The organism is Paenibacillus terreus (assembly GCF_042138595.1).
GTDB classification, from domain to species: domain Bacteria; phylum Bacillota; class Bacilli; order Paenibacillales; family Paenibacillaceae; genus Paenibacillus; species Paenibacillus terreus.
Genome location: NZ_JBHIRX010000002.1, coordinates 113,970 through 135,218, shown reverse-complemented (window position 1 = coordinate 135,218; position 21,249 = coordinate 113,970). Strand labels below are relative to the sequence as shown.

General features: G+C 47.8%; 21 protein-coding genes. 2 read left to right on the top strand and 19 right to left on the bottom strand.

Going from position 1 to position 21,249, the window contains the following annotated elements:
* Positions 1-12 precede the first annotated feature (12 nt).
* Together ACE5KN_RS04800 and ACE5KN_RS04795 are read right to left on the bottom strand one after the other, a co-directional pair.
* The gene (locus ACE5KN_RS04800) at positions 13-765 is read right to left on the bottom strand and encodes a YwaF family protein (protein ID WP_375523342.1); all 753 of its coding nucleotides are present in this window, start codon (positions 763-765) and stop codon (positions 13-15) included.
* Complete coding sequence (locus ACE5KN_RS04795; RefSeq protein ID WP_375523343.1) at positions 762-1,481, bottom strand: M50 family metallopeptidase; 720 nt, start codon at positions 1,479-1,481, stop codon at positions 762-764. Before ACE5KN_RS04795 ends, ACE5KN_RS04800 begins: the two co-directional genes overlap by 4 nt.
* Positions 1,482-1,889: 408 nt before the next feature.
* On the opposite strand from ACE5KN_RS04795, the gene ACE5KN_RS04790 reads away from it, so the two are divergent.
* Positions 1,890-2,102 carry a hypothetical protein gene (locus tag ACE5KN_RS04790; protein ID WP_375523344.1) on the top strand — a complete coding sequence of 71 codons (213 nt, stop codon included), beginning with the start codon at positions 1,890-1,892 and terminating at the stop codon, positions 2,100-2,102.
* Positions 2,103-2,238: 136 nt separating this feature from the next.
* A complete protein-coding gene (nfi, locus tag ACE5KN_RS04785; RefSeq protein WP_375523345.1) occupies positions 2,239-2,916 on the top strand; it encodes a deoxyribonuclease V in 678 nt (225 codons plus the stop codon).
* A gap of 321 nt (positions 2,917-3,237) precedes the next feature.
* Here nfi and ACE5KN_RS04780 read toward each other — a convergent pair whose 3' ends face one another.
* From ACE5KN_RS04780 to ACE5KN_RS04700, 17 genes are all read right to left on the bottom strand, one after another.
* A complete protein-coding gene (locus ACE5KN_RS04780) occupies positions 3,238-3,708 on the bottom strand; it encodes an SMI1/KNR4 family protein (RefSeq protein ID WP_375523346.1) in 471 nt (156 codons plus the stop codon).
* A gap of 56 nt (positions 3,709-3,764) precedes the next feature.
* Positions 3,765-6,464: a contractile injection system protein, VgrG/Pvc8 family gene (locus ACE5KN_RS04775; RefSeq protein ID WP_375523347.1), complete on the bottom strand. Its 2,700-nt coding sequence runs from the start codon at positions 6,462-6,464 to the stop codon at positions 3,765-3,767.
* A 74-nt stretch (positions 6,465-6,538) separates the two neighbouring features.
* Positions 6,539-7,003 (bottom strand): DUF4280 domain-containing protein, encoded by a 465-nt coding sequence (locus ACE5KN_RS04770; RefSeq protein ID WP_375523348.1) that lies wholly within the window; start codon positions 7,001-7,003, stop codon positions 6,539-6,541.
* Positions 7,004-7,121: 118 nt separating this feature from the next.
* On the bottom strand, positions 7,122-7,640 hold the full coding sequence (locus ACE5KN_RS04765) for a serine protease (protein WP_375523349.1): 519 nt from the start codon (positions 7,638-7,640) through the stop codon (positions 7,122-7,124).
* Positions 7,637-8,896 (bottom strand): pentapeptide repeat-containing protein, encoded by a 1,260-nt coding sequence (locus tag ACE5KN_RS04760; RefSeq protein ID WP_375523350.1) that lies wholly within the window; start codon positions 8,894-8,896, stop codon positions 7,637-7,639. Before ACE5KN_RS04760 ends, ACE5KN_RS04765 begins: the two co-directional genes overlap by 4 nt.
* Before the next feature lie 38 nt (positions 8,897-8,934).
* Positions 8,935-10,143, bottom strand: a complete 1,209-nt coding sequence (locus tag ACE5KN_RS04755; protein ID WP_375523351.1) for a hypothetical protein — start codon at positions 10,141-10,143, stop codon at positions 8,935-8,937.
* 182 nt (positions 10,144-10,325) lie between these two features.
* A complete protein-coding gene (locus tag ACE5KN_RS04750) occupies positions 10,326-10,529 on the bottom strand; it encodes a helix-turn-helix domain-containing protein (protein ID WP_375523352.1) in 204 nt (67 codons plus the stop codon).
* Positions 10,530-10,929: 400 nt separating this feature from the next.
* Positions 10,930-11,193 (bottom strand): hypothetical protein, encoded by a 264-nt coding sequence (locus ACE5KN_RS04745; RefSeq protein ID WP_375533047.1) that lies wholly within the window; start codon positions 11,191-11,193, stop codon positions 10,930-10,932.
* Between the two features lie 295 nt (positions 11,194-11,488).
* The gene (locus tag ACE5KN_RS04740; RefSeq protein WP_375523354.1) at positions 11,489-11,842 is read right to left on the bottom strand and encodes a hypothetical protein; all 354 of its coding nucleotides are present in this window, start codon (positions 11,840-11,842) and stop codon (positions 11,489-11,491) included.
* Entirely contained in the window at positions 11,843-14,791 is a 2,949-nt protein-coding gene (locus tag ACE5KN_RS04735) for a deaminase domain-containing protein (RefSeq protein ID WP_375523355.1), read from the bottom strand. It lies immediately after the preceding gene.
* A gap of 26 nt (positions 14,792-14,817) precedes the next feature.
* Positions 14,818-15,273, bottom strand: a complete 456-nt coding sequence (locus ACE5KN_RS04730; protein WP_375523356.1) for a DUF4280 domain-containing protein — start codon at positions 15,271-15,273, stop codon at positions 14,818-14,820.
* Positions 15,274-15,311: 38 nt separating this feature from the next.
* Positions 15,312-15,938, bottom strand: coding sequence for a hypothetical protein (locus ACE5KN_RS04725; protein WP_375523357.1), 627 nt, complete (start codon positions 15,936-15,938; stop codon positions 15,312-15,314).
* A 58-nt stretch (positions 15,939-15,996) separates the two neighbouring features.
* Positions 15,997-16,509, bottom strand: coding sequence for a hypothetical protein (locus ACE5KN_RS04720; RefSeq protein WP_375523358.1), 513 nt, complete (start codon positions 16,507-16,509; stop codon positions 15,997-15,999).
* Between the two features lie 14 nt (positions 16,510-16,523).
* Positions 16,524-17,438, bottom strand: coding sequence for a pentapeptide repeat-containing protein (locus ACE5KN_RS04715; RefSeq protein ID WP_375533046.1), 915 nt, complete (start codon positions 17,436-17,438; stop codon positions 16,524-16,526).
* A gap of 228 nt (positions 17,439-17,666) precedes the next feature.
* The gene (locus tag ACE5KN_RS04710) at positions 17,667-19,169 is read right to left on the bottom strand and encodes a hypothetical protein (RefSeq protein ID WP_375523360.1); all 1,503 of its coding nucleotides are present in this window, start codon (positions 19,167-19,169) and stop codon (positions 17,667-17,669) included.
* Between the two features lie 55 nt (positions 19,170-19,224).
* Positions 19,225-20,010 carry a DNA and RNA helicase gene (locus ACE5KN_RS04705; RefSeq protein ID WP_375523361.1) on the bottom strand — a complete coding sequence of 262 codons (786 nt, stop codon included), beginning with the start codon at positions 20,008-20,010 and terminating at the stop codon, positions 19,225-19,227.
* A gap of 29 nt (positions 20,011-20,039) precedes the next feature.
* On the bottom strand, positions 20,040-21,194 hold the full coding sequence (locus ACE5KN_RS04700; RefSeq protein WP_375523362.1) for an RDD family protein: 1,155 nt from the start codon (positions 21,192-21,194) through the stop codon (positions 20,040-20,042).
* Between the last annotated feature and the right edge of the window lie 55 nt (positions 21,195-21,249).

The following is a 21,249-nucleotide window of genomic DNA, read 5'->3' as shown; positions in this document are numbered from 1 at the left end:
GCAGTCCGGGCTTCAAGACGTTACATCCTGCGATACACTTTCCCTTTTACCAGACAGCAGCCTGAACAGCAGCAGCATACACGAAAAGAACGCAAAGGCCACGGCCTCCTCGACTATTATGTAATAAGGATAGGGTCCGAGCGCGTCCAACAGGGACGGCGTATCCGGTTTGCCCCGCAGGAACATGTAATTGGCATCCAGCAGCACATCGGCAATCCATACGATCAGTGCGCACACGTTCAGGAACAGCATAGCCAGTCCAACGGATTTCCAGGTGGGCCTGTAACCTTCAACCCAGGTCATATACAAGCTGGCAAGGATAATCGCCCCGTGGGCCACAAAAAACTGGATAAACCTGAAATGCGGAAATTCATACGCCAGATTGGGCGTAATTACAGCCTGTAGAGCTCCGGCTATGCCGGCAAAGAACAGGAACTGATACAGCAAACGGCTGCGCGTAGCCAGCATGAGGATGGAAAGCAGAAGCGTAATGCTGCACAGCTCCAGCGGAAGCGTCCGGCTTGCGTCCCATACCTGCTGATCAATATACCAGAGATGCAGGCATACTTCAGATAATAGCAGGACTGCGGCGAGCACCCAGCGCAACAGCATTCGCAGTCCGGTACGGCTGCGGATGCTGCGCCGCTTAATAAACAGCAGCCACACGACAGCCGCAATGATGCCAATCCAGACCAGATGCGGCAGTGAGAACGCCTGAAATATTTCACCAGACTGAGCGTCAAGCCAGGATGGCTGCTCTCTCAACCGGATCTCCCCCTCATGAAGCCAAGACCTCTTTTTTGCGTTTCCAGTCCCGGTCTTCGTTTACGCAGAAATTGCCCGATGGCCGCTCTGGCACAGAACAGTGAAAATAACAGGAAGAATACAGACCATATCCATGCAGGCACATGCGTCCAGTTCGCCAAATTGGCGGCATCCCCCGCTTGCGATGGGCTGAGCACCGAAGCTGTGAGAATGATGATCGTACCCGCAACCGACTCTTCAAGTGTGATGAAGGCCAGCAGCAAGTAATACAGCTTGGTTATTGTACGCCCCCCTGCCAGTATAACAACGACATTCAGCACAATAAAACCCGCAAGCCACAACAGTCCATAGCCTTCATGGACATAGAGGAGGATCATGACTGCCGCAATCAGCGTTATGATTCCCAAACCCCACTTATGCAGCTGCCGGGCATGCAAATAAAACATCAGCACGGCAAACAGGGACGCCCCCGTATATCCGGCAAGGGAGGCCAGAATCGAACTGCTCTGCGAGGTCATTAAGGTATACGTAACGCCGCTGTGGTCCGCATTCAGGTCAATCCGCTGCACCTGGCCAGACATCATCAGCGTGACCATGGCATGAGCAAATTCGTGGATCATCGTATCCAGCGTTCTGAATATATGGGAGAACGGAATAAATCGGGTGAGCAGTGCGGCTCCGGCCAGCAGCAGCAGCGTTTTGAGCCATTTTGTCAATGCGGAATTTCCAACCTTTCCCGGTTATGCTTGGGCATCCAAAATGCACTACTATAAGTGCGTGTTCAAAAAGTCACGTTTTCAGCACCGAAGCGTATGCTTCCGGAGTGCGTTTTTTCAAAACGCTGGAGTTGGATGAAGCTAGGGCCTGAGGAGCGGAGCGTACTTGGGGTATGTCAGCACCTGAAATATTTCCCCAGGAAACATGCTTCGGAAGCATCCGCTTAGGCCCGGCTGAATTCAAGATTCGATGTCGAGTCCGCTTCCTGACTTCCTTCGTGATCAAAAGATGACTTTTTGAACAACCTCTATAAGAGTGCTTGCCCGAACCGTTATGTTCATCTTATGATAAGAGCAAGCCTACAGCAACTCAGGGCAGCATTTATTCCACAAAGGAGACCATCTTTTATGCCTACTAACCGCAAGCTGTGGACGGATGGAGATTTCCAGGAAGCCATCGACCGCCGCCTTCCGGTCCGCATTTTCGAGAATGACCAGCTCGTCGGCTCCGGCGGCTATGTCATCCGTTTCGACGACACGACTGTTGTCATCCAATCGAGTGTAGACGACCTCGCGTACCACGACCGCGACCGCTGCGAATTTTTTGAGCTGAGAAGATAATTTGAAATGAAAAGATAAACGAATAAAATTCACTCAACAAAAGCTGATAAGATTTTTCAAAATACCGGAGCTAGGTCTTAACCTATTCCCGGTGGTTTTCTTGTGATTCCCTGCACGAAAACATGGAGGCCAGCAAATGGAGACACTTATAACTCATCCATGGAATTTAAATGAAACGGATGCTATCAAAATACAGCAAGAATTAGCTTTGAAGGTTATAACTGTGGATGCACTGCCGCAAATTCATTATATCGCGGGAGTAGACGTTGCTTATAGTGAACAGAGCGAAAAATTAATCGCTGCCGTTGTTATTCTGGAGTCCGCCTCGTTAAAAGCGGTTGAATCCGTGGTGGTTGAAGATACGGTTCGCTTCCCCTATATCCCGGGCTTGTTCTCCTTTAGGGAGCTTCCGCCGATCATCAAAGCTTTTGAGAAAATAAAGACTGTGCCACAGCTTGTAGTATGCGACGGACAAGGAGTCGCCCATCCCAGAAGATTTGGCCTTGCCAGCCATCTGGGTGTTTTGTTTGATATTCCTGCGATCGGATGCGGAAAGACCAGGTTATTGGGTGATTATACTGAGCCTGATCAGAAAAGAGGCAGCAGTTCACCGTTAGTGGATGGCGGCGCGGTTATCGGGAACGTATTAAGAACACAGGATAACATTAGGCCCATCTATATATCCGTGGGTCATCGTATATCCCTACCAACAGCTTGTGAATGGATCTTAAAGCTTTCACCTAAATATCGTTTACCGGAAACGACACGGCAAGCAGATCAGCTTGTGAGAAAGCATCAGAAGGAAAGCATGTAATACGTTGGGATAAAATAATCGATAGGCTAAGCCCCACATCTACCGAAGTTTTTTTGCTCCCCAAGCCCGGGCCCCTGTGTACACTTACCCTAGAGAACTCATTCCCGCGACTGCTAAGGATTCAGCCACTTCTTTCGCCGATTCCCTATACGTGAGTAAAAAAAGAAAGGACGATTAAGGCAGTGACCTTGTTCGTCCTCAATTTTAAAATAATAATCACCTTGTAACTCTACTACATGCATTTAACTCAAGTTTAAAACAAATAACAGTTCTACCTACGTAGCAGTTAACCCCAATCGACAATAATTTGGGTTAACTCGCTTATAACCTAGTGTAATAATTCGGTTCTTGGTCCATTTTTATTATGAATTCTTCTATCGTATTTGCAATTCTTTTATCAAAATAATACAAGGGACACTGTCCAAGTACATTCTCCTGTTTGAGATCGAGAACAATGAACGAATCTGCAGATACTTCAAAAAACACTATTTTGCTTGGGTCTTTGTAGTATTCTCTTCTGGGATCATCTTCATAATCATTTATCCCTTCAACAAAATCGGCGATCTCAATAGCTGAAATAACACGATTCACGTTACTCCCCACCCCAACACATAGAAATCCATAACCTATATCTTCATAAAAAGCTCTAAGTTCGAGTGGTAATTTCCTTCCCAAGATTTTTTCAGTTTCTTCAATCTCACCATCATCAATTTTAAAGAATGCATGTTTATTTTCCCACACTTCTTCCCCTTCAGGATCCTCAAATACGTATTTTTTTAGTAGTTCAAACATTAATATCACAACTCCTATCATAACTATTTTTTCTGAATCAAAAAATCTTTTATGTTTTACGGACTTTTTGGGTTTCTTAGAACCTTGTTCCGTTTTCCTGTAGTCAATTTTCCTTTTTTCCCAAATAGATTATTCCACACTCCTCCTTTTCTGTGAATTCCACCTTGATGTTCATCCGGCCATCTTGCTGGATGAATATTATACCACTTTAAAGGACCTCCACACATATTTGGAATAACTTCATGAGCATCATATGGACTCGTAGGATTTCGAAGAACTTTACCACGTTTGCTTTTTACCAACTTACCGTGTTTGGGCCAACTCTGACCAGTTTTTTTCTCCCATTCTGCAATTAATTCATCTTTTTTATCCGAAAAATCTTTTCTGTGTTTTTCCTTGCCAGATTTATTCAATTCACCATAATCATTTTCCTCAAGATCTTTCTTCAATAAATCTTTTTGCTCCTGAGATATTTTTCTATTAGTTTGCTTTTCTATGTCCTCGATATAGTTATCAAATTTTTCAGAATCATTTAATGGGAAATCTCCCTTGACTTTCGACTTCTTCCCATCCCCAGGCTTACCTGAGCCGCCGCTATCACTTCCGTGACCACTGCCTCCGCCGGAAACAATACCGGAACTGCCACCATGGCCGCCTTTCCTGCGTCCTCCATTGGTCAAGATCCCCAACAGGGTAATCGCTTCCTGCGGTGCCCAGCCTTCCTCCTGGATCTTCGCTACCGCGGCTTCCTGGGCTTCGCTCTTGTAGTAGTTGACTGCAGTCCCGGACGCCATGCTCATCGCCATCGCCATTCGCGGACGGTTGGTTTCGAGGTTCTGCATCGCTGTCTTCAGCTTTTGCAGCACGTCTGCCTGGTTCAGGTTGCTGCCCATACTTCGTGCTCCGGTGTACACTTTTCCCAGCGAGCCCATACCCGCTACCGTCAAGGATTCGGCCACTTCCTTCGCCGATTTCACCACAGTAGCGGCTTTATCCACCGCTTTGACCGCTTTGCTGCCCAGCTTGGTGGCTTGGGCAACTTTACGCGCCGCCTTAGCCCCGGTGGCCGCCCAGCCTGCAAACGGAATGGCGGACGCCACGGATAACGCCGCTCCGACATAGTCACCCCGCGCCAAGGAAATGCCGGCATTGGCTAAATCCGCAATTTCACCGACCACCGGGATACATCCCACTACGTCCAGCACGACCTGCGTGACATCCAGGAACTTGTTCCAGAAACCCTTTTTCTCTTCCTTCTTTTCTTCCTCGGCGAACGGCGCTTCCGGCTGTGGCTCCAGATCCTCGACGCTGACCGGCGCTTTGATCAACCCATCCAGCTCCACCTCTTCGCCGCGGATGTCCGAGTTGCCGTCCAGCACCAGGCTGCTGCTTCCGCTCAATAAATAAATGGCCTGCTGCGCGGTGATCCCTATTTTCTTCTCCGACGTCCATTCCAAATCCTTCTTGGCGGACATCACAATGCTGCTGTCGCTTTGGATCGTAATGCCTCCGCTATCCTCCAGCGAAATAAACAGGCTGCCCTCCGTCGCCGTCAGGCTCATATCAGACGTGCCAAACTTAAGCTCTTTCCCGTAGTTCGTGCCCCAGTATTTCGTATTGGGGTTCTCCAGCTTGGGGGAAGGCTGTCCGCTTTTGCGGACCGAGCCCCGCACCATCGCTTCCTCTTCCCTTGCGCTTTGAAAATACACCTGCACCGCGTCACCCAACTGCGGCATGACATACAGCCCGCTACTGCCCTCCGCCGTATAGGGCGATTCAAAGGGAAGCCACACCGCCAGGCTTTTATCCTGGATTTCGTCGATGTCCAGATGCACGCGTACCCGGTCCTTTTGCACGTCGATGATTTTCCCGTCCAGCGAAACGCCCGTAATCCGGTCATTCAGGTAGAACGGCTGCCGGATGCCTGACTCCAGACGCAGTGTGTAAGTATGTACGAGAGTGCCGTCCTTCAGGACAGATACCGCTGCGGCCACCGCCAGCTCCTTGCCCCGGAAGTTCACCTTGTCCCCCAAGTTCAGCCATTTCTCTGTCTCGACCTCATAATAGGTAAAATCCGCTGGACTTGCCTTCAATCCGGCAGCCTGTACCTGGCCATAAGCGGCCAAATCACGACCCACGGTAAAAGGAACATCCTGCGGCAGCTCCTCCAACGCTCCGTCTGGGACCCCAATCCACAGCTTGGGCGAGGAAGCAGCCGATTCCGGGATGATGACTGCGCCGCTGACGGAAGCCAGTCTTTTGATAAACTCCCAATCCGTCTCCCGGTACTGCAATACTAGCGACTCCAGCCGGTCCGCACCATCCGTCGTATCGATCAGATCCGCTCCGTCATAACTCATGACCACGCGTTCAATCACTTCCGAGGTGCTTTGGCTTCCCAGCTGAAAGGAGCGGCTTTCCACCTTCCGGTCCAACAGGAAAGAGTGGGAGACCGCCTCCAGCTTCAGCTGGTAGACTCCTCTCACCGTCCCGATTTCAAGCTGCTCGACCCGCCCATGGAATAATACCCGCACCAGGGCGCCATCCGCATCGGTTTCCTGTATTTCCACCGTCTCCTCTTTCACCTTCAACTGCACGCTTTGATCCTTGTGTTCATCCGGCAACATCGCCGTAAGGTACAGCCTGGCATGCTCTCCAACCCTGCGCCTGATTTCAAGCGTACCCAGGCTTTGAATTTCATAAGGAGCCACGAGCTTGATGTGCCCGTAGCCCTTCCATGTGTGTATCGCCGCCATCCTTTGTCCCCCTCTCCCTGCGATCCCTATTCACTCACTCCCGCCAAGCCTTGCCTGATCGTTTCAGTTGTGTCTTATCTGATCGCTCCGCTGCCGGAGCTGCCCACGGAGACGCCTCCCAGGTTCTGGCCATCATCCTCGATCTTGATCAGGCTGCCCGCATAAATGCAGGTGTTCGTGCATGGACTTAATAACGCTGGCTTCCCCTCGATCAACACGTCACTTTTTCCATTGACCCATGGCCCTGTGATGACCGGCACACAAGGGGCTTTTTGAACCCCCTCGACATCCACCTTGCCGTTCTTCACCGCCGGGTTCAGTTGATTCGTACAATTGCCAAAGTTGATAATATTGACGCCAGGCAGGTAATCATCGATATTCAGCTGGGGCTTCTCCTTGATGTAGACTCCATGGCTGAACGGGATTTTCAAGCGGGTCAGCTGGGTGCCGCAGCTGCAGCTCAGAATGGCTCCGGCCACTACATATGATTCCTGTGCAGCACTGCCCTCGTTCACACTAAATGCGCCTTCAACTTGCATCCGGATTCCTCCTCACCTATTTACCTTCAATACTGCTCTGAAAATTTGTTGACTATATTTTCAGCTATCAGTGGTGCCGCAAAGCGGCATGGGTGTCTAATATCAGTGAAGTCTAATATCAGTGAATTCTTGTTAGCCGAATCCCATTGAAATCCCGCCGCAGCAGCCCTTCCGCCAGCGCCAGATGGATCAGCAGAATTCGCTCCCGCAAGCCCCCGATTTGCAAAAACATGCTTCCCCCTGTACGGGTGTCCTCGATAACGAGTCTGCGCAGCGAACCATCAAGCCCAAACTCACTCTCTTCCGACAGACATTCAATCTGCGGTGGAACTGCCAGCCAGTATACCTCCTGGTGCTTTCGCTTAAGGTCTGTAAACGCCCCGGCGAAAAATTGCGTATCCGGAGCAAACTTTTCCAGCACCCGCTTCAGCTTGTCCGAGACGAATGGGACGGGGTGCTCGATGAAATCCACATAATCCACTTGCGTCGCTTCCGCCACCTTAAAATGCAGATTTACATCCGCAAGCTGGTGAGCATGGTCTGCCGATAACATTTCCGGCCGAACAGCATCCATCACGCCCAGCGGTTTCACCGCATTGGCAAACCGGGCATCCTGGTTCAGCACAAAATAACTCATCTACCCACCTCTTTCAGCAGGATGTTCCAAGGGCCTTCCGGCAGCATGGCGCCTGCCAAATCCGCTCCTTCCAGCACGGCACCCGCCAGCTTCGCATGGGTAAAATCAGCCTCCTTCAGATCTGCCTCCGTAAAATCTGCACCCCGCAGATCCGCTCCGGTAAAATCTGCACTTTGCAAATTCACTCCGGTAAAATCCGCCTCTCGAAGATCAGCTTCCCTAAGGTCAGCCCCTCTCATTTTCGCTGCCCGAAAGTCGGCGCTTCGCAAATCGGCATGACGGAAATCAGCGCCGCTCACATCGGCTTCGGCAAAGCACATCCCTCCGAACCCAGGCATAATCCATTCCGTCCCAACTTCCGTGTGCCATCCCCCGCTGATCCCGGTAAACACAGCGCGCGGCAGGCGGCAGCCAGTAAAATCTGCGCCGTGCAGGGCACTAAAGCTGAAATCCGTCCCTTCCAGAAGACAGCTGCGCCAATGCGTCCCCGCCAGCATGCCAAAGGAAAGCCGTGCAAATGATAGATTACACTGCCGGAAAGCAGAATAACGGAAATCCAGTCCCGAATAATCGCCGTCAGACAAGTCCGCTCCTTCTATCGCCTGATATGCGTATTCGCCTTCAAGCCTGTCCCCAAGCCATTCCCGCACAACCGTGCTGTCCATCTCCCGCTTGTCCTCCTTATAGACGGTCACGCTATGATCCATATACTCCCCGACTCTAAGTTCAAAGACCGGGGATTTCGCCAAGGCTTGAAATTCAGGAAGCTGCACAGCCTGCGGCATGGCATAACGAATCAGCTCGGTGACGTAGCTGTGGAAATGAACCGCCTCCGCCAGCTTCAGCTTTTCCAGCAAAGGCCGGGGAATCTTGCCCGCATACACCCGTGCGGCAGGCCCCCACTGTTCCTCCAGTCCACGGAGTGGATCAAATGCCCAAGTCGGATCATAGCCCATCTGTATCGGCTGCCGGTCAAAAAACCAGCGTTCATCAAATGCTTCCGCGACATACGCAGGCTGCCCGTCCATCAGTCCCGTACGCAGCAGAGAATACGTGATATACCCGATTTCTCCTTTGTCCCCGGACTGCTGACCGTCCAAAATCCGATGGCAGAACCGCCGGAAATGCTCAATGAAATCGGCAGCCCACTGCTCCCGCAGTCTGCGGTAATCCTGCTCCATCTTCAGCAGTTCCACATGGTGCCAAGGCAAAACTACACTCTGTTTGAAGTGCTCCAATGCCTGCTCATCGTACATCGACTTCCCTCCTGCCTGTGTTACCCCTCGTTCGACGGTTAGTTGGTATTCAATTCCGTTCCAATGACTTTGGTGCTTCCGTTCATCAGCAGATTGCTTTCCTTGCACGTCAGGCTGATTTCATCTTTGGCGGAAATGGCTACATTTTGCCCCGCATCGATCATAATGTCCTCTTTGGCAATCAGCTTGATCATCTGGCTGCTGGAAATCTCAATGCCGCCGCTTTCATTCAGCCGGATGAAAATTTCTCCGTCCTTGCCTGTAATGACAATCTCCTCCGGTCCCATTAACAGCTCTTTCCCCGCAGCAGTGCGGAAATATTTCATGTCCGGATTGCCCAGTTTGTTGGTCTGGCCTTCCTCCGAGTTTTGCCGCACAGAGCTGCTGGCGACGCCCTCCTCTTCCTTGCTGCCCGGAAAATAGACACGTACATGATCGCCGACCTCCGGCATACAGTACCAGCCGCTGTTACCTTCAGCCGTATACATGGATGCATAGGGGAAGCAGTGTGCGGTTGCTTTGTCCTGTTTTTCATCCATATACAGATAAACCTGGACGGTATCCTTTTGGATCCCGATGACTCTTCCCTGAATGGAAGCGCCAATAATGCGCTCGTTATACAGCCTGCGCTGTCGCAGTCCTCTGCGGGAGCACAGAATATATCGGTGTATCAGCAGGCCGTTCCTCATCTCGGAGCGGGTGCTGCGCACATAAAGCAGGCGGCCTTGGAACTCGACGGCGTTGCCCAGATCCAGTACTTTTTCCGTCTCCACTTCGTAAAACATGAAATCATTTTCGTCCAGACTCGCACCGTCATTGGCGGAATGATAGAGAAAGTCGGATACTTTTTTACCAACCTGATAATGATAGTTGTCCAACTTGCCTTTCGAAGGAGTATCGTAAACGCCAAAGTAAAATTTGGGATAGCTGAAGGTGGATGCAGGCATTAATGAAGTGTAAAAACGGGAGGCCAGACGTTTGAGAAATTCCCAATCCGTTTCCTGGTACTGCATGGTGAAGTTGCCGATGGAAGCTCCGCCTGTCGCCTCGTCCATCACGTCAAAGCCTTCGTAATCCGCTGCCACCAGGTCCAGCAGTTCATCATAGGTCATGCCGTGATTTTGAAAAGAACGGTTTTTCTTTTTGACGTCCAGCAGATAAGTATGAGATACAGCCTCAACCTCCAGATGATAAACGCCTCTTACCGCCTTAACGCCGACGTTCAGCACGAAACTTTGCTTTTCCATCTTTGATTTTGGCATAAAAAAAAGACTCATTCCCTCTCAACATTCAACTGGGGATAAGCCTCTAAAAAAATTTATCTATAATATCATGTGTTCAGTTATTTTCTTTGAGTTGTTGCTGTGCAGAACCTTGTTCCTACATTATGAACCAGATTAATAGCTCGGATTTATTTTCCGTTCTCAATCTACTGCTCCGGTATATGCTCTAATAAATCACCGGGCTGGCAGTTTAATACTGAACAAATCTTATCGATTACTTCCAACGACACATACTCATTTGTATTCAGTTTAGCCATCGTTGCTGAGGAAATTCCCGTCTTTTTCAAGAGCTCCTGTTTCTTTATATCCCTATCAATCAGTAATTTTTGAAATGGTTTGTAACTTATCATCTCATAGTCCCTTTCAGCAAAGTTGAAATTTTCTTTAATTATACGTAATGATATTTATCTTATCAAAAATACTTTTGACTTCTCTTGACTATTTTATTTGTTGTGTTAAAATAATATTCAATAAAATAAATATTATTTCGCAAAAATAAACAAATTATAGAGAGGGAGTGATTCCATCGCCACATTCTTTAGAAATCTTATTAGACCCACTCATTCGAACTCGGATTGAATTTTTATACAGCAACCATATCAAAAGCAACTCAACCTATGTACAATTAATCGAGGAACGCGATCAGCATTTTAAGAAAATTCAAGACTCCCTCCCAGAATCAACAATGGATACTGTTTTTCTTTACGAGGATACCGAAATATCCATTCAGGCAATTTTGGAGCGCGAAATTTATTTACAAGGATTTAAAGATGCTCTTTGCTTACTCAATGAATCAAATATTTTCTTACGCTGAGAACTGTAAAGCTCTCTTTTTGTTTGTTGTCGAGCCAACATATTTTCGTTATAGGCAATCTTCTCCTTCAATACAAAGGCTTCAATTTCAAGTTCATTCATGTTGCGAATCGCTTCCATCCTTTTATGATCGCATAGCTGGTCTGCTAACGAGGTCGGCCGTTCTGCTTGGTCAAGCGACTGATTTACTTTTGTCATCACTTGTGCATCGGTTCGTCCTGGCTGTTTGAATTTGTCCGCTTGGTTTCTAAACTCTCTGGCTTGCTGGTAATGCTCCGCGACTTGTGCTCTAATTGCTTTATACCTTGCTTGAGCCTGTGCAATTAATCCAGTTTCCTCGACTCATTCGGCACTGGGGGGGGGGGAGATCTACTTCATCATCCCCCTGTTCATAACAAAAATCGAAAAAAGATAAAACACCGACAGTTAACTGTGTTGCTTCGTTGGTTGTGTTGTATCCCACTAGAAAACCGTGCTTCACAACAATAGTGTATTATTAGTCTTTGCTTGTTAGTTCTTTATATTTATTCTTAACCAGTTCCAAGTACTCTTCTAGATACTCAACCTCGTGCTCATCTAAGCTGTCCTGATAATTAATCTTATCTGACAAATCTAAGACTCGCTTCATATTAGTAATATCTAGTTCAGTAAATGCAACATTATGTCGCATCATTAATTGGGTTAGTAAGGAAATGGATAGTATACTACTGATGTTATCAGCGCTAATATATTCATAGAAAGATTGATAGCAAATACCAGCAGATTGTTCATAAGTATGTTCATGTACTGTAACCTCAAAATAAAAACTATCAGTTATTAAATATTGCAGTTCAAAAAAATTATCACTCACTTATTTTGCTCCCCCTTTAGTTTTATAGATGACTTCGATAGTTATATTAGGATATTTCGCTTTAAATTGTCTAATTACATTACTACAACTTGGGCAACAATCTAAATCAGTATACAATTTGATATTTCCTGCGACATCTGTTTTATCTCCCAAAGACGATGCTACTTCATTAAGAATTTTAAACTCGGTGTCTTTACTTCGATCCCATGCACCATCACCGTCAACAATATTTTCTCTATTAACCTTCTGTGTTGTAAAAAGCTTGTCCTTTCCTAGCGGCTCAGTAGAAATGTCTTGTATTTTGGCTCTTGCAGATGTGTCTTCTAAATCCTCTATTTTGTTAATACCACTATGAGCATAATAATCCTTCTTGTTTAATCCTTGTATATTGACCTCAGCATATCCAAAATTATATTTATTTCTTATTTTACTTGGGAGGTTTTTCTTCATTTCTTTTACTTTACTTATGAATTCAGCATCAACAGTTTCATCTAACTTCCGAGAATTTCCCGTCCCCTCAGTGCTCTCTTTCTCTCTCCTTTCATTTCGATCTTGGTCATTATGATCCTTCCTATTTTCATAAAACGAATATGATTTTCGATTATTGTCCAAATCCCGATGATGATCCGAGAAATCCATTCGTCCTATTCCAGCAATCCCAAGCCGAGGGGACGTATTGTTAAGCGGATTATTTCGGGCAATCGCATGATTCATTCGATTCGCCAACGTCTGTAAGTAAGCTTCCAGTTCACTTAGGCTTTTCGGAAGCACAATCGCATTGGTGGTTATCTTTTTAACCCCGCCCCCGCCGTCAGGCTTTGCTCCCTGTTTGGTAAACCGTTCCAACAGGGATGCTCCTCCTACTCCTGCTCGCCTTCCATTTGGAACGTCCTGCCTTAACATTCGGGACGCTCGTGCCGCAGCTGCTGCACCTCCCGAAGCTACTGTCGCAGCAGCTTCAAGCGCCATCACATTCGTCTCTGTGACTGCACGTCCAGCTTCATATGCTTCCTCAGAGGTATAGGCTAGTGGACTCGTAAATTGATCAAGCGCAGCTCTCGTGACCGGTTCCACGAATTGATCTTGAAATACTCGTAATGCATCCTCCTTGACTTCACTTGGGGATCTTTTGCCCGTTACCACGTCTCCTACATAGTTAACGTTATCTACCACACCTTTAGCGGCTGCATTCCTCTCCAAAAAGGATCCAACAGGTTTTCCACCATTGAACAGGGAATAAAATTGGCGGACGTCCTCATCACTCCCCACAACTCCTGTAAGAGCTGCATCCCCGATGTCCACAACAGTATTCCATAGTCCGCTCAAAATATCTTTAACGGAATCTACTGATCCTTGCCTCTTTTGCTCGTTATTGGCCTTTTTCCGTTCTTCACTTACAGCATCGATTCCTTTTTCGGCTACTTGCTTTTCAAACTCGGACAACAGTGGTTCGGAATACACCTCATGTCGAGAGGCTTCCAGCAACATTTTCGGGCTGAGGTGATTGAACTGAACCGCCTGCTCGATGGAAGAGGTTGATGTGTTGACATATAACCCCTCGCTGCCCTGGAGCATGATGCTTCCGGCGCTCAAGCTGAGGCCGCTGCCCGAATAAATCCGTATACTCTGCGTACTGGCCAGATTCACCCCGCTGAAGTTGTTCATCGAGATATACAAGGACCCTTCCTGTGCGCTCATGGCCAGTTCCGAATCCCCCAAGGAAAACTCCTTTCCCTGCGGGTTGGCGAAGGATTTTACGCCAGGGTCCTGCATTTTACGCTCCTCTTTCTCAGCAGGCGACTCATTCAATGCCCCTTGTCCTCCTGACGCACTCGGACGGCTACCAGAAGGAGTCGTACGCACGGATTGAACAACCATCGCATCGTCCTCATCATAGGTAGGAAAATACAGTTTTACCTGAGCGCCTGTTTCCGGCATCAGATACCAGACCTGATTGCCCTCCGCCGAATAGGGGAACCATCTCGCTTTGGACGGGTTTTGCTCGTCATCCATATCCAAATGAAGCCGGACCTGATTGCGATTGACCTCAATAATCCTGCCCTCAATCGCGGCGCCAATCATCGCTCGATTATACGTTTTTACCGTTTTGATCCCTTCCGGTTTGACACATTCGTAGGACCAGTTCATGATACCCTGAACCATACTGCCTGTTTTTTTGGTAATGAGGTAGGTATGGCCGCTATGATTCACCTCGTCTCCCAAATTCAGCATGTCCGGCCAATCAAATGTGTACCCTGTGTAGTCTTCAGCCGATGTATTGGCTGCTCCACAGGCTTCCCTTTGCATAAAATCCGCGATACGCCGCCGCTTTCGGAAGGGCACATCCACTAGATTAATATCCTGGGTTGCCTGCGGCATCCCAATCCAAATCTGAGGACGATGTGCGGTGATCGCCGGAACGACCATAGCTCCTACATGAGAGGCAAGACGCTGAATAAAGGTCCAGTCCGTCTCCTGATATTGCATAATGAATTGGCCTGTCTTCTTGCTGCCGAAAGCCTCGTCCAGCTTGTCGGAATTCGGATAATCAGCAAGCACAGCATCTATAATGTCACAGTATGTATAATCCACATGTTGGAAAGAACGCTCTTTCAATTCAACATCCAGTTTGAAGCTGTGTGAAACAACCTGAATGGTCACTTGCAAATTCAGATAAACACGCTCTATATCGACACGATACAATTGTCCCAAAAATAAGGGATGCTGCTCACCATTGGAATCACTGTACCACAGTTCTGCATGATCTGAGCTATCCGCTTCATTAATAATAGCATCTTCCTGTTCAAGTGGGATGCTTCCAGTGATACGAAGCTTAGCATGATCACCGAGTTCATGGGACAATTCAACCTGCTGAAGGCGTACATCACCGTAAGGCCACTTGAAATGCAGCTGCTGATAGGTCAAGTAACCCGTTAGTCGTGTTGACATCATTCCCAGCTCCTTGCTCTATTGGTTTAGCTGTGTTGACCATCGTCTATAATCGAAATGACACCTGGATCATAGGAACGGATGTCATTGACAAATCCTACTTGACTTAAATTAGAAAGTGCGCTTTGACATGCACAAGGTAAAGTGGAATTACTTAATAAAGCATATTCCCCTTCAATCAGCACATCTTCCTTACCGCCCGACCATTTCGTCCCGAAGGCAATTTGCGGCTTGCAGGGAGCTCCCCCCAAAAGCTTGCAAAAACCAAAAGCGTATTCCTGACTGATATTCGCTCCAGGAATCGCGTCTGCTACATTCATAACTGCCTTTCCCTTAATGTACACACCGTGGCTGTACATGGCGTTCAATATGCCCGGGTCCGTACCTTGACTGCACTTCAAAGCAGCTCCTCTCACCACATAGGAATGTTCTCCGCCTAGCGCCCCTTGAGCCAGCGCACTCAATAGAACAGGGAGCAGCATATATATCCCTCCTTGATTTATTAAGATAGATAACAATTCTATGACCGTTCTCTCCACTCTGCCGTATGCACCACAGCATAGGTTAACGGATGCCACAGAGGAGCATCCTCCAGCTTGAATTGGCAGCTCCCCATAAAGGCTGTGTTCTGCCATGACTGAATAAAAGCAATTTGGTAGTAAGGGACAGGTGATTTCAAAAATAAGGCTTCATACCACCCAATGCTTCCATACTCTGAAGATGTCATTTTCATCTCAGCCAGCTTCATATCCGGCTGTCGCCGTTCTGCCTCAGCGGCAATATGGTGCAATGCTTGTTCAATATTTATAGGTGCGGATTTCTGCTTGGTCTGATGAATACCAAAAACAACTCCGTTCGCCGAATCGTGGTAGACACAGCTTTCCGAGTTTTGCTGATTTACGTGGTCGTTACCCATTGGTATCAGAGATTTGGGGATTTTAGCGTTCACGCTGTGATGAAATGCAGATATCTTTTGTAGGGGAATCGTGCTTCCATCCCTCAACTTAAGCTCGCTTGCACCCATTCCTGCTATGCATTCTTCTATAGATATCAGCATCCATTGATCGTCTTCTTCGGCATCCTCAATCGCATGATGTAAAACCCGCTCATTACGCAATTTTAGAAATACTTCATCCCAATATCCCATAACTGCCCTCCTTTCTTAAGAAAAACGTTATCGACATAGATTCAATGAAGACAGACCGTTAAGAAAGCGAAACTTTTTGCAAGTTGAAGCCGCTCAGATTCCGCCGCAGCAAACTCTCCGCTGCCCTCAGACTGACCACCAGACAGGTTTCTCTCAATCCCTCAGGTTGAAAGAAATGATGCCCTTTAATTTTCTTCCGATCCAATACAAGGTGTTTTAATGTCTGATCATGCGCATGAAATTCCGTTTCCGGAGAGAGGACATCTTGAGCGGGAATCTGCGGTACCCAATACAACTCTTGCCGGCCATAGCTGCGATCTACCAGATACATTTGTTTAAAACGGGCTCGTGGATTATACAATTCCAAAATCCGCTTCATCGGGTCTGAGAGCAGCGGATAAGCAGCCAAAAAAGTCACCCAATCCGTATATTCGGCATTGGCCTCAGCATTCACATCAAGGACCTGTACAGGGGGCATCAGTTTGAATTCGGTTTTCAGAATTCCAAAACTTGCAGGCCGCATGTTATACGCAATTCTGTTATCGCCAACCAATTCATAGTAATCCTGCATAGTATGAAACCTCCTTATTCGATCCATTGGATGCCCTGAAGCTGTACTTCAGTAAACTTTAATTGATCTTGATATTGAACAGGCATTCGGGTAGCGCTCATGGATGCTCCTGTAAAGGACGTATTTTTCTCCAAAAATACACCTTCAAAATTGGCTCCATCCAAATTGGCATAGTCAAATCGTGTACCACACAACCCTGGCGTACGATTGCCGTTCTCACGAACGGGTTTCGCACTTGATCCCTGAAAATTAGCACCTTCCAAATTACTGCGTGAGAAATCCGCATCGGTGATCAGGCAATTTTCAAAGCTGCAGCCCGCAAGATTAGCTTGGTACCAACGGGTTCCTGCCAAAATGCAGGATAGAAATCGGGAAGCTGTGAGCTGTGAGCCGCTAAAATCGTTGTAACGAAGGTCTTTGGCTGTTACATTTAATTCGGGCAAGGCCAGGTTCTTAAAGTTTTCATATATGATCTTGCCGCCTTCTTCCTCAGCCGCCTTATTCTCCGTCCAAGATGCCAGCTTCTGCTCCACCTCCTCCAGGGAAGGGACGGCTTGGTCTTCAACGTACACGTTTTCACTCAAATCCATGTATTCTCCACAGCGGATCAGTAAACGAGGAGCCTTTTGAAACCCTTGATATTCAGGCAGCTGAACCATCTCATGAATGGAAAGACGCAGCGCGGCCAGGACAAACTGGTGGAAGAAAGGCGCCGCCTGCAGCATCAGCCGTTCGATATCGGAAGCATTCAAGTTCCCCATGTACTTTTTTCGCTCCCGCTCAAGCTTCTCCAGCATGACTGCAAAAGGGGTATAGGCCCATGAGGCATCATAGGACAAAACACAGTCTGTCTCATCCTCGTACCATACATCATCGTAAGCTTCCACACTGTATTGATAGGTTTGCTCTAGCAATTGCGTTCTCAGCAATGAATAGTGGATATATGCAATTGGATTTTTATTTTCTTCCTGCTGCATCCTCTGAATATGTGAGCAAAGGTTACGAAAATTTTCTGTGATGTCCTTCATGGCTCGGGTTTTGTTAGCATGAAATACAGTTTCCAGCTCATTCAAATGATGATTGAGCTGAGGTACAAAATGATGTTCATAAAAGTGTGCAAGTGCAACTTGTTTATCCATCTGTACTCCCAATCCTCTCTAGTTCAATTTGATTTCTGTACCTGAGAGAGAGATGTTATCTTCCAAAGTAACGCTGTTTCCTTTCCCCGAGAGCTGTATTTTCTTAGCCGAAAGTTGTATGTTCCCGGAAGACAGCACAATATCTGAAGCGGCACTGAGATTGACATTTTTGCCGCTGACGATATCGATCCCGGAGCTGTCGCTGATCGTGATGGACATATCACTGGCCGAAATGACGATTTTATCCGGAGCCAGCATTATTTCTTTGCCATATTTGGTTCTGAGCGTTTTTATGGCCGGATCAGCCATACGGTCATTTGCGGGAGCAGCAGCGGCCCCTGCTGTACCAGCTATGGAAGCTCCTGTCGAGCGCGTTGAGACGGCTGCCGAACCTTTAGAGATCGACTGATTGGCGGCAAAAGATGTGTCTCTTTTGATCGAACTGATTGCATAACCTTCCTCTTCTTTATAGCTGGGGAAATAGATGCGGATATTGTCGCCTTCTTCAGGCATACAATACCAGCCTGTATTATCGGCAGAAGCATAGATTGTTGAATATGGGAACCAGTAGTCCGTATTCGGATCCTGCTGATCATCCATATCCAGCTTGGCACGTATTTTATCTCTGTGAATGCTGATGACCTTGCCTTGAATCGATGCACCGATGATGGAGCGGTTATAGTCTTTAATGGGACGCAGTCCGCTGCGGGGGGTTAATTTGCAGGAATGAACCAGCACACCATCCCGCATTTCGGTCAGCACTTCCGCAACGATCATGAGCTTTCCTTTGAATGTGACCTCGTACCCAGGCTCCAGCAATTTTTCCGTTTCCATTTCATATTGGATAAAATCCGAGTCTTTAACCCCCGGAATTCTGTTCTCAGAAGCTGTCTGATAATCGGCCACCCGCTTGGTCACTTTATAATTCAATGATGTGATTTCGCCCTTGCTGAGTCCCATGGGTATTCCAAAATAAAACTTGGGCACTCCGTAGCCGACCGCAGGAATAAGCGGTGAATAAAAGTGTGAGGCCATCCGTTTCAAAAACTGCCAGTCCGTTTCATCGTACTGCATAATGAATGTCCCGATCGCTTTGCCACTACTAACCATGTCCATGGCTTCAGCCTTGGCATAATCCGATACAATGCTTTCGATAAGGCCGGTATAAGTGAGTTTGGGATTTTGAAAGGAACGTCTATGCCGCTGAATGTCCAACAGATAGGTATGAGACACAGCCTCGAAGGTTAAATAATGCACACCCTGAACAACCCGTTCCTCTACATCCAACGCTATTCCTCGAAATAAAGGATGCCGATTTCCATTCCCGTCGGTAACAAAAGCTTTGACCTGCGTTTGCTCATCAGAAGCGTTAACGTATCTGTCACGATATTCTTCAGAAATAATGCCGGTACAGATCATGCGCGCGTGGTCATTTACTTTCTTGATAATTTTAATTTCCTTAAGGTGTACAAACTCATATGGCATAACTTCAACATGTCCGTATGTAACGATATCCTCCATAGCTGCCTCCTTAAGTATTAAAAGTTCGATTACAAAACAGATCAAAAATTCCCGCCTAATCCACCATCATCCGCTGCGGACCGCTGCGTCTAATGCCTGAAAGCGGCCTTTGCCCGCCATTTTCTTCAAGAATGCGGACCAGCGCCTGATGCAGCCTAAGCCGATCCTTCTGCAAATCACCCAAATCTCTCAACCTCATACCGGACCGTGCAGCCAGATAGTGAAGCAGCGTTTCCATTTCGACACGTTCCTGATTAAGACACAGCAGCGCAAATGACAAATCCGCCGGATGAGTGCTTTCCCTGCCGAGCAGTTCCCTGGCAAACAGTTTGAAAATTACCGGAACCAGCGTGTTCTCCCCTCTGCCCGCATACCTGGCATGAAGCAGGTTCAGCGTATTGTACTCTGTCGCCAGATCGGCAAAATCCAGGTAATCCGAGCGCAGCACCGCCCCTTCCTTCAGCTTGAATCTCCCCAGCTCCACCTCGTCTGAAGCGGGCGGTCGCTCCTGCAGAACAAGCCTGCCCGCATAACTGTCGAAGTCGGCGGAAGACTCGGCTTTTTCAAAATGCACGACCAGCATGGTTTCCCGGCCTGTTGCGGTATAGGGCACTTCCTGCGCTTCCTCCATCAAATAGAGCCGCCCCGCATACTTGATAATGCCCGGCGCGACCGTCAGGGTCTGCGGACCAACACGGATATCAGCACCGGTGATAATGCCGTCCGTGTACTCCTGGTACCGGATATCCAGAAAGGAGCGCGGATAATCACGCAGACTTTCCAGCATTGCGGTTTTAAGAATCCTGCCCTTCTCGAACAGGGGCTTCGTGTGCTTGAACAACAGCTCCCGCCTCCTTTCCCTCTTTCTTCTTATACAGAACCCGGTTGGTTATCCATGTCCTTCTGCAAAGAAATTTTCATAGCGGAAGGCTTGCCCTGCTGGAGTATGCAGCTCCATTTCAACACTTCACGGTTTACCACATAGGTTTTGGGCACTCGATCATGAAGAGCCTGTTTGCTTTCGGTAAAGCCTGTCATAATATAACCCATGAAAACCGGGAGTGCAGACAAACATCTGCTCCAGAAACGGCCATTCGCCCTGGCGAAGGTGATCCGTTCCCTCTGCGAATCCGTTACAATTGCTCCGACAGCCAGTTTACCGAATGTGCCCTGGAGCTTTGACGACTCCAGACAAACGAAGTACAACCAGCAGACAACCAAGCTTACAACCATGATGATTCCAAGCAGTATATTCTCGAAGGCCTCCTCTGAATCAGCACCAGTTAGCTGTGAAGCAGCTGCACCTATAACAGCCATTACAGGGATTGAAAAAATCATAAGCACCATGGTTACAATATGTACGGCCTTGATGAGCAAAACCATATCGATAACATAGGCCAGCAGCCGTTTCCAGAAGCCTATATTCATATCCCTTCCTTCCAGCAGCTCCCGAAGGCTCCGTGCCCCGAACAGGAAGGGGGCCTTGGCTCCGGAGGTTTCAGGAGAGTCGGACTCCAGGGCTTCCACGAACAACTCCACTTCTTTTTCCCGCTTCCGGCTCATTTCCGGCGCCCGCCTGTCCACGACGAACGTGCTGGCTATTTTGTCGTGCAGGGCCTGCTTGTTGCGGGTAAAACCGGCCATGATAAAACCGACGAACAAGGTGAGCACAGATAAATATTTTGACCAGTATCTTGCTGTTGCCTGTTTAAAGCTCAGGCGTTCCCCGTTTTCATCAACAACAGCCAGACCAAGCGCTACCTTCCCTATTGTCCCGTGAAAGACCGAGGCTTCCATATAGGCGTAATAGAGCCATAACCAAACCATGTTCAGGTAAGTGATAACATTCATGACCAAGCCTAGGGCCGATTCGAATCTATTCTCAAACTCTGCCAAAGAAGTGATTCCTCCAAGCATCACAGCGCCGACGACTACATAAACCGGCAAAAGCAGATAGCCTGCCAGGCCTATGATCAAGGCATCTATCAGATACGCGCCGAGCCGTCTCCAAAATCCAACATACATAACTTTCTTTAAATCTCCCTTCATACCAGTGCCAGTCTAAGCTGTCATCTCAATT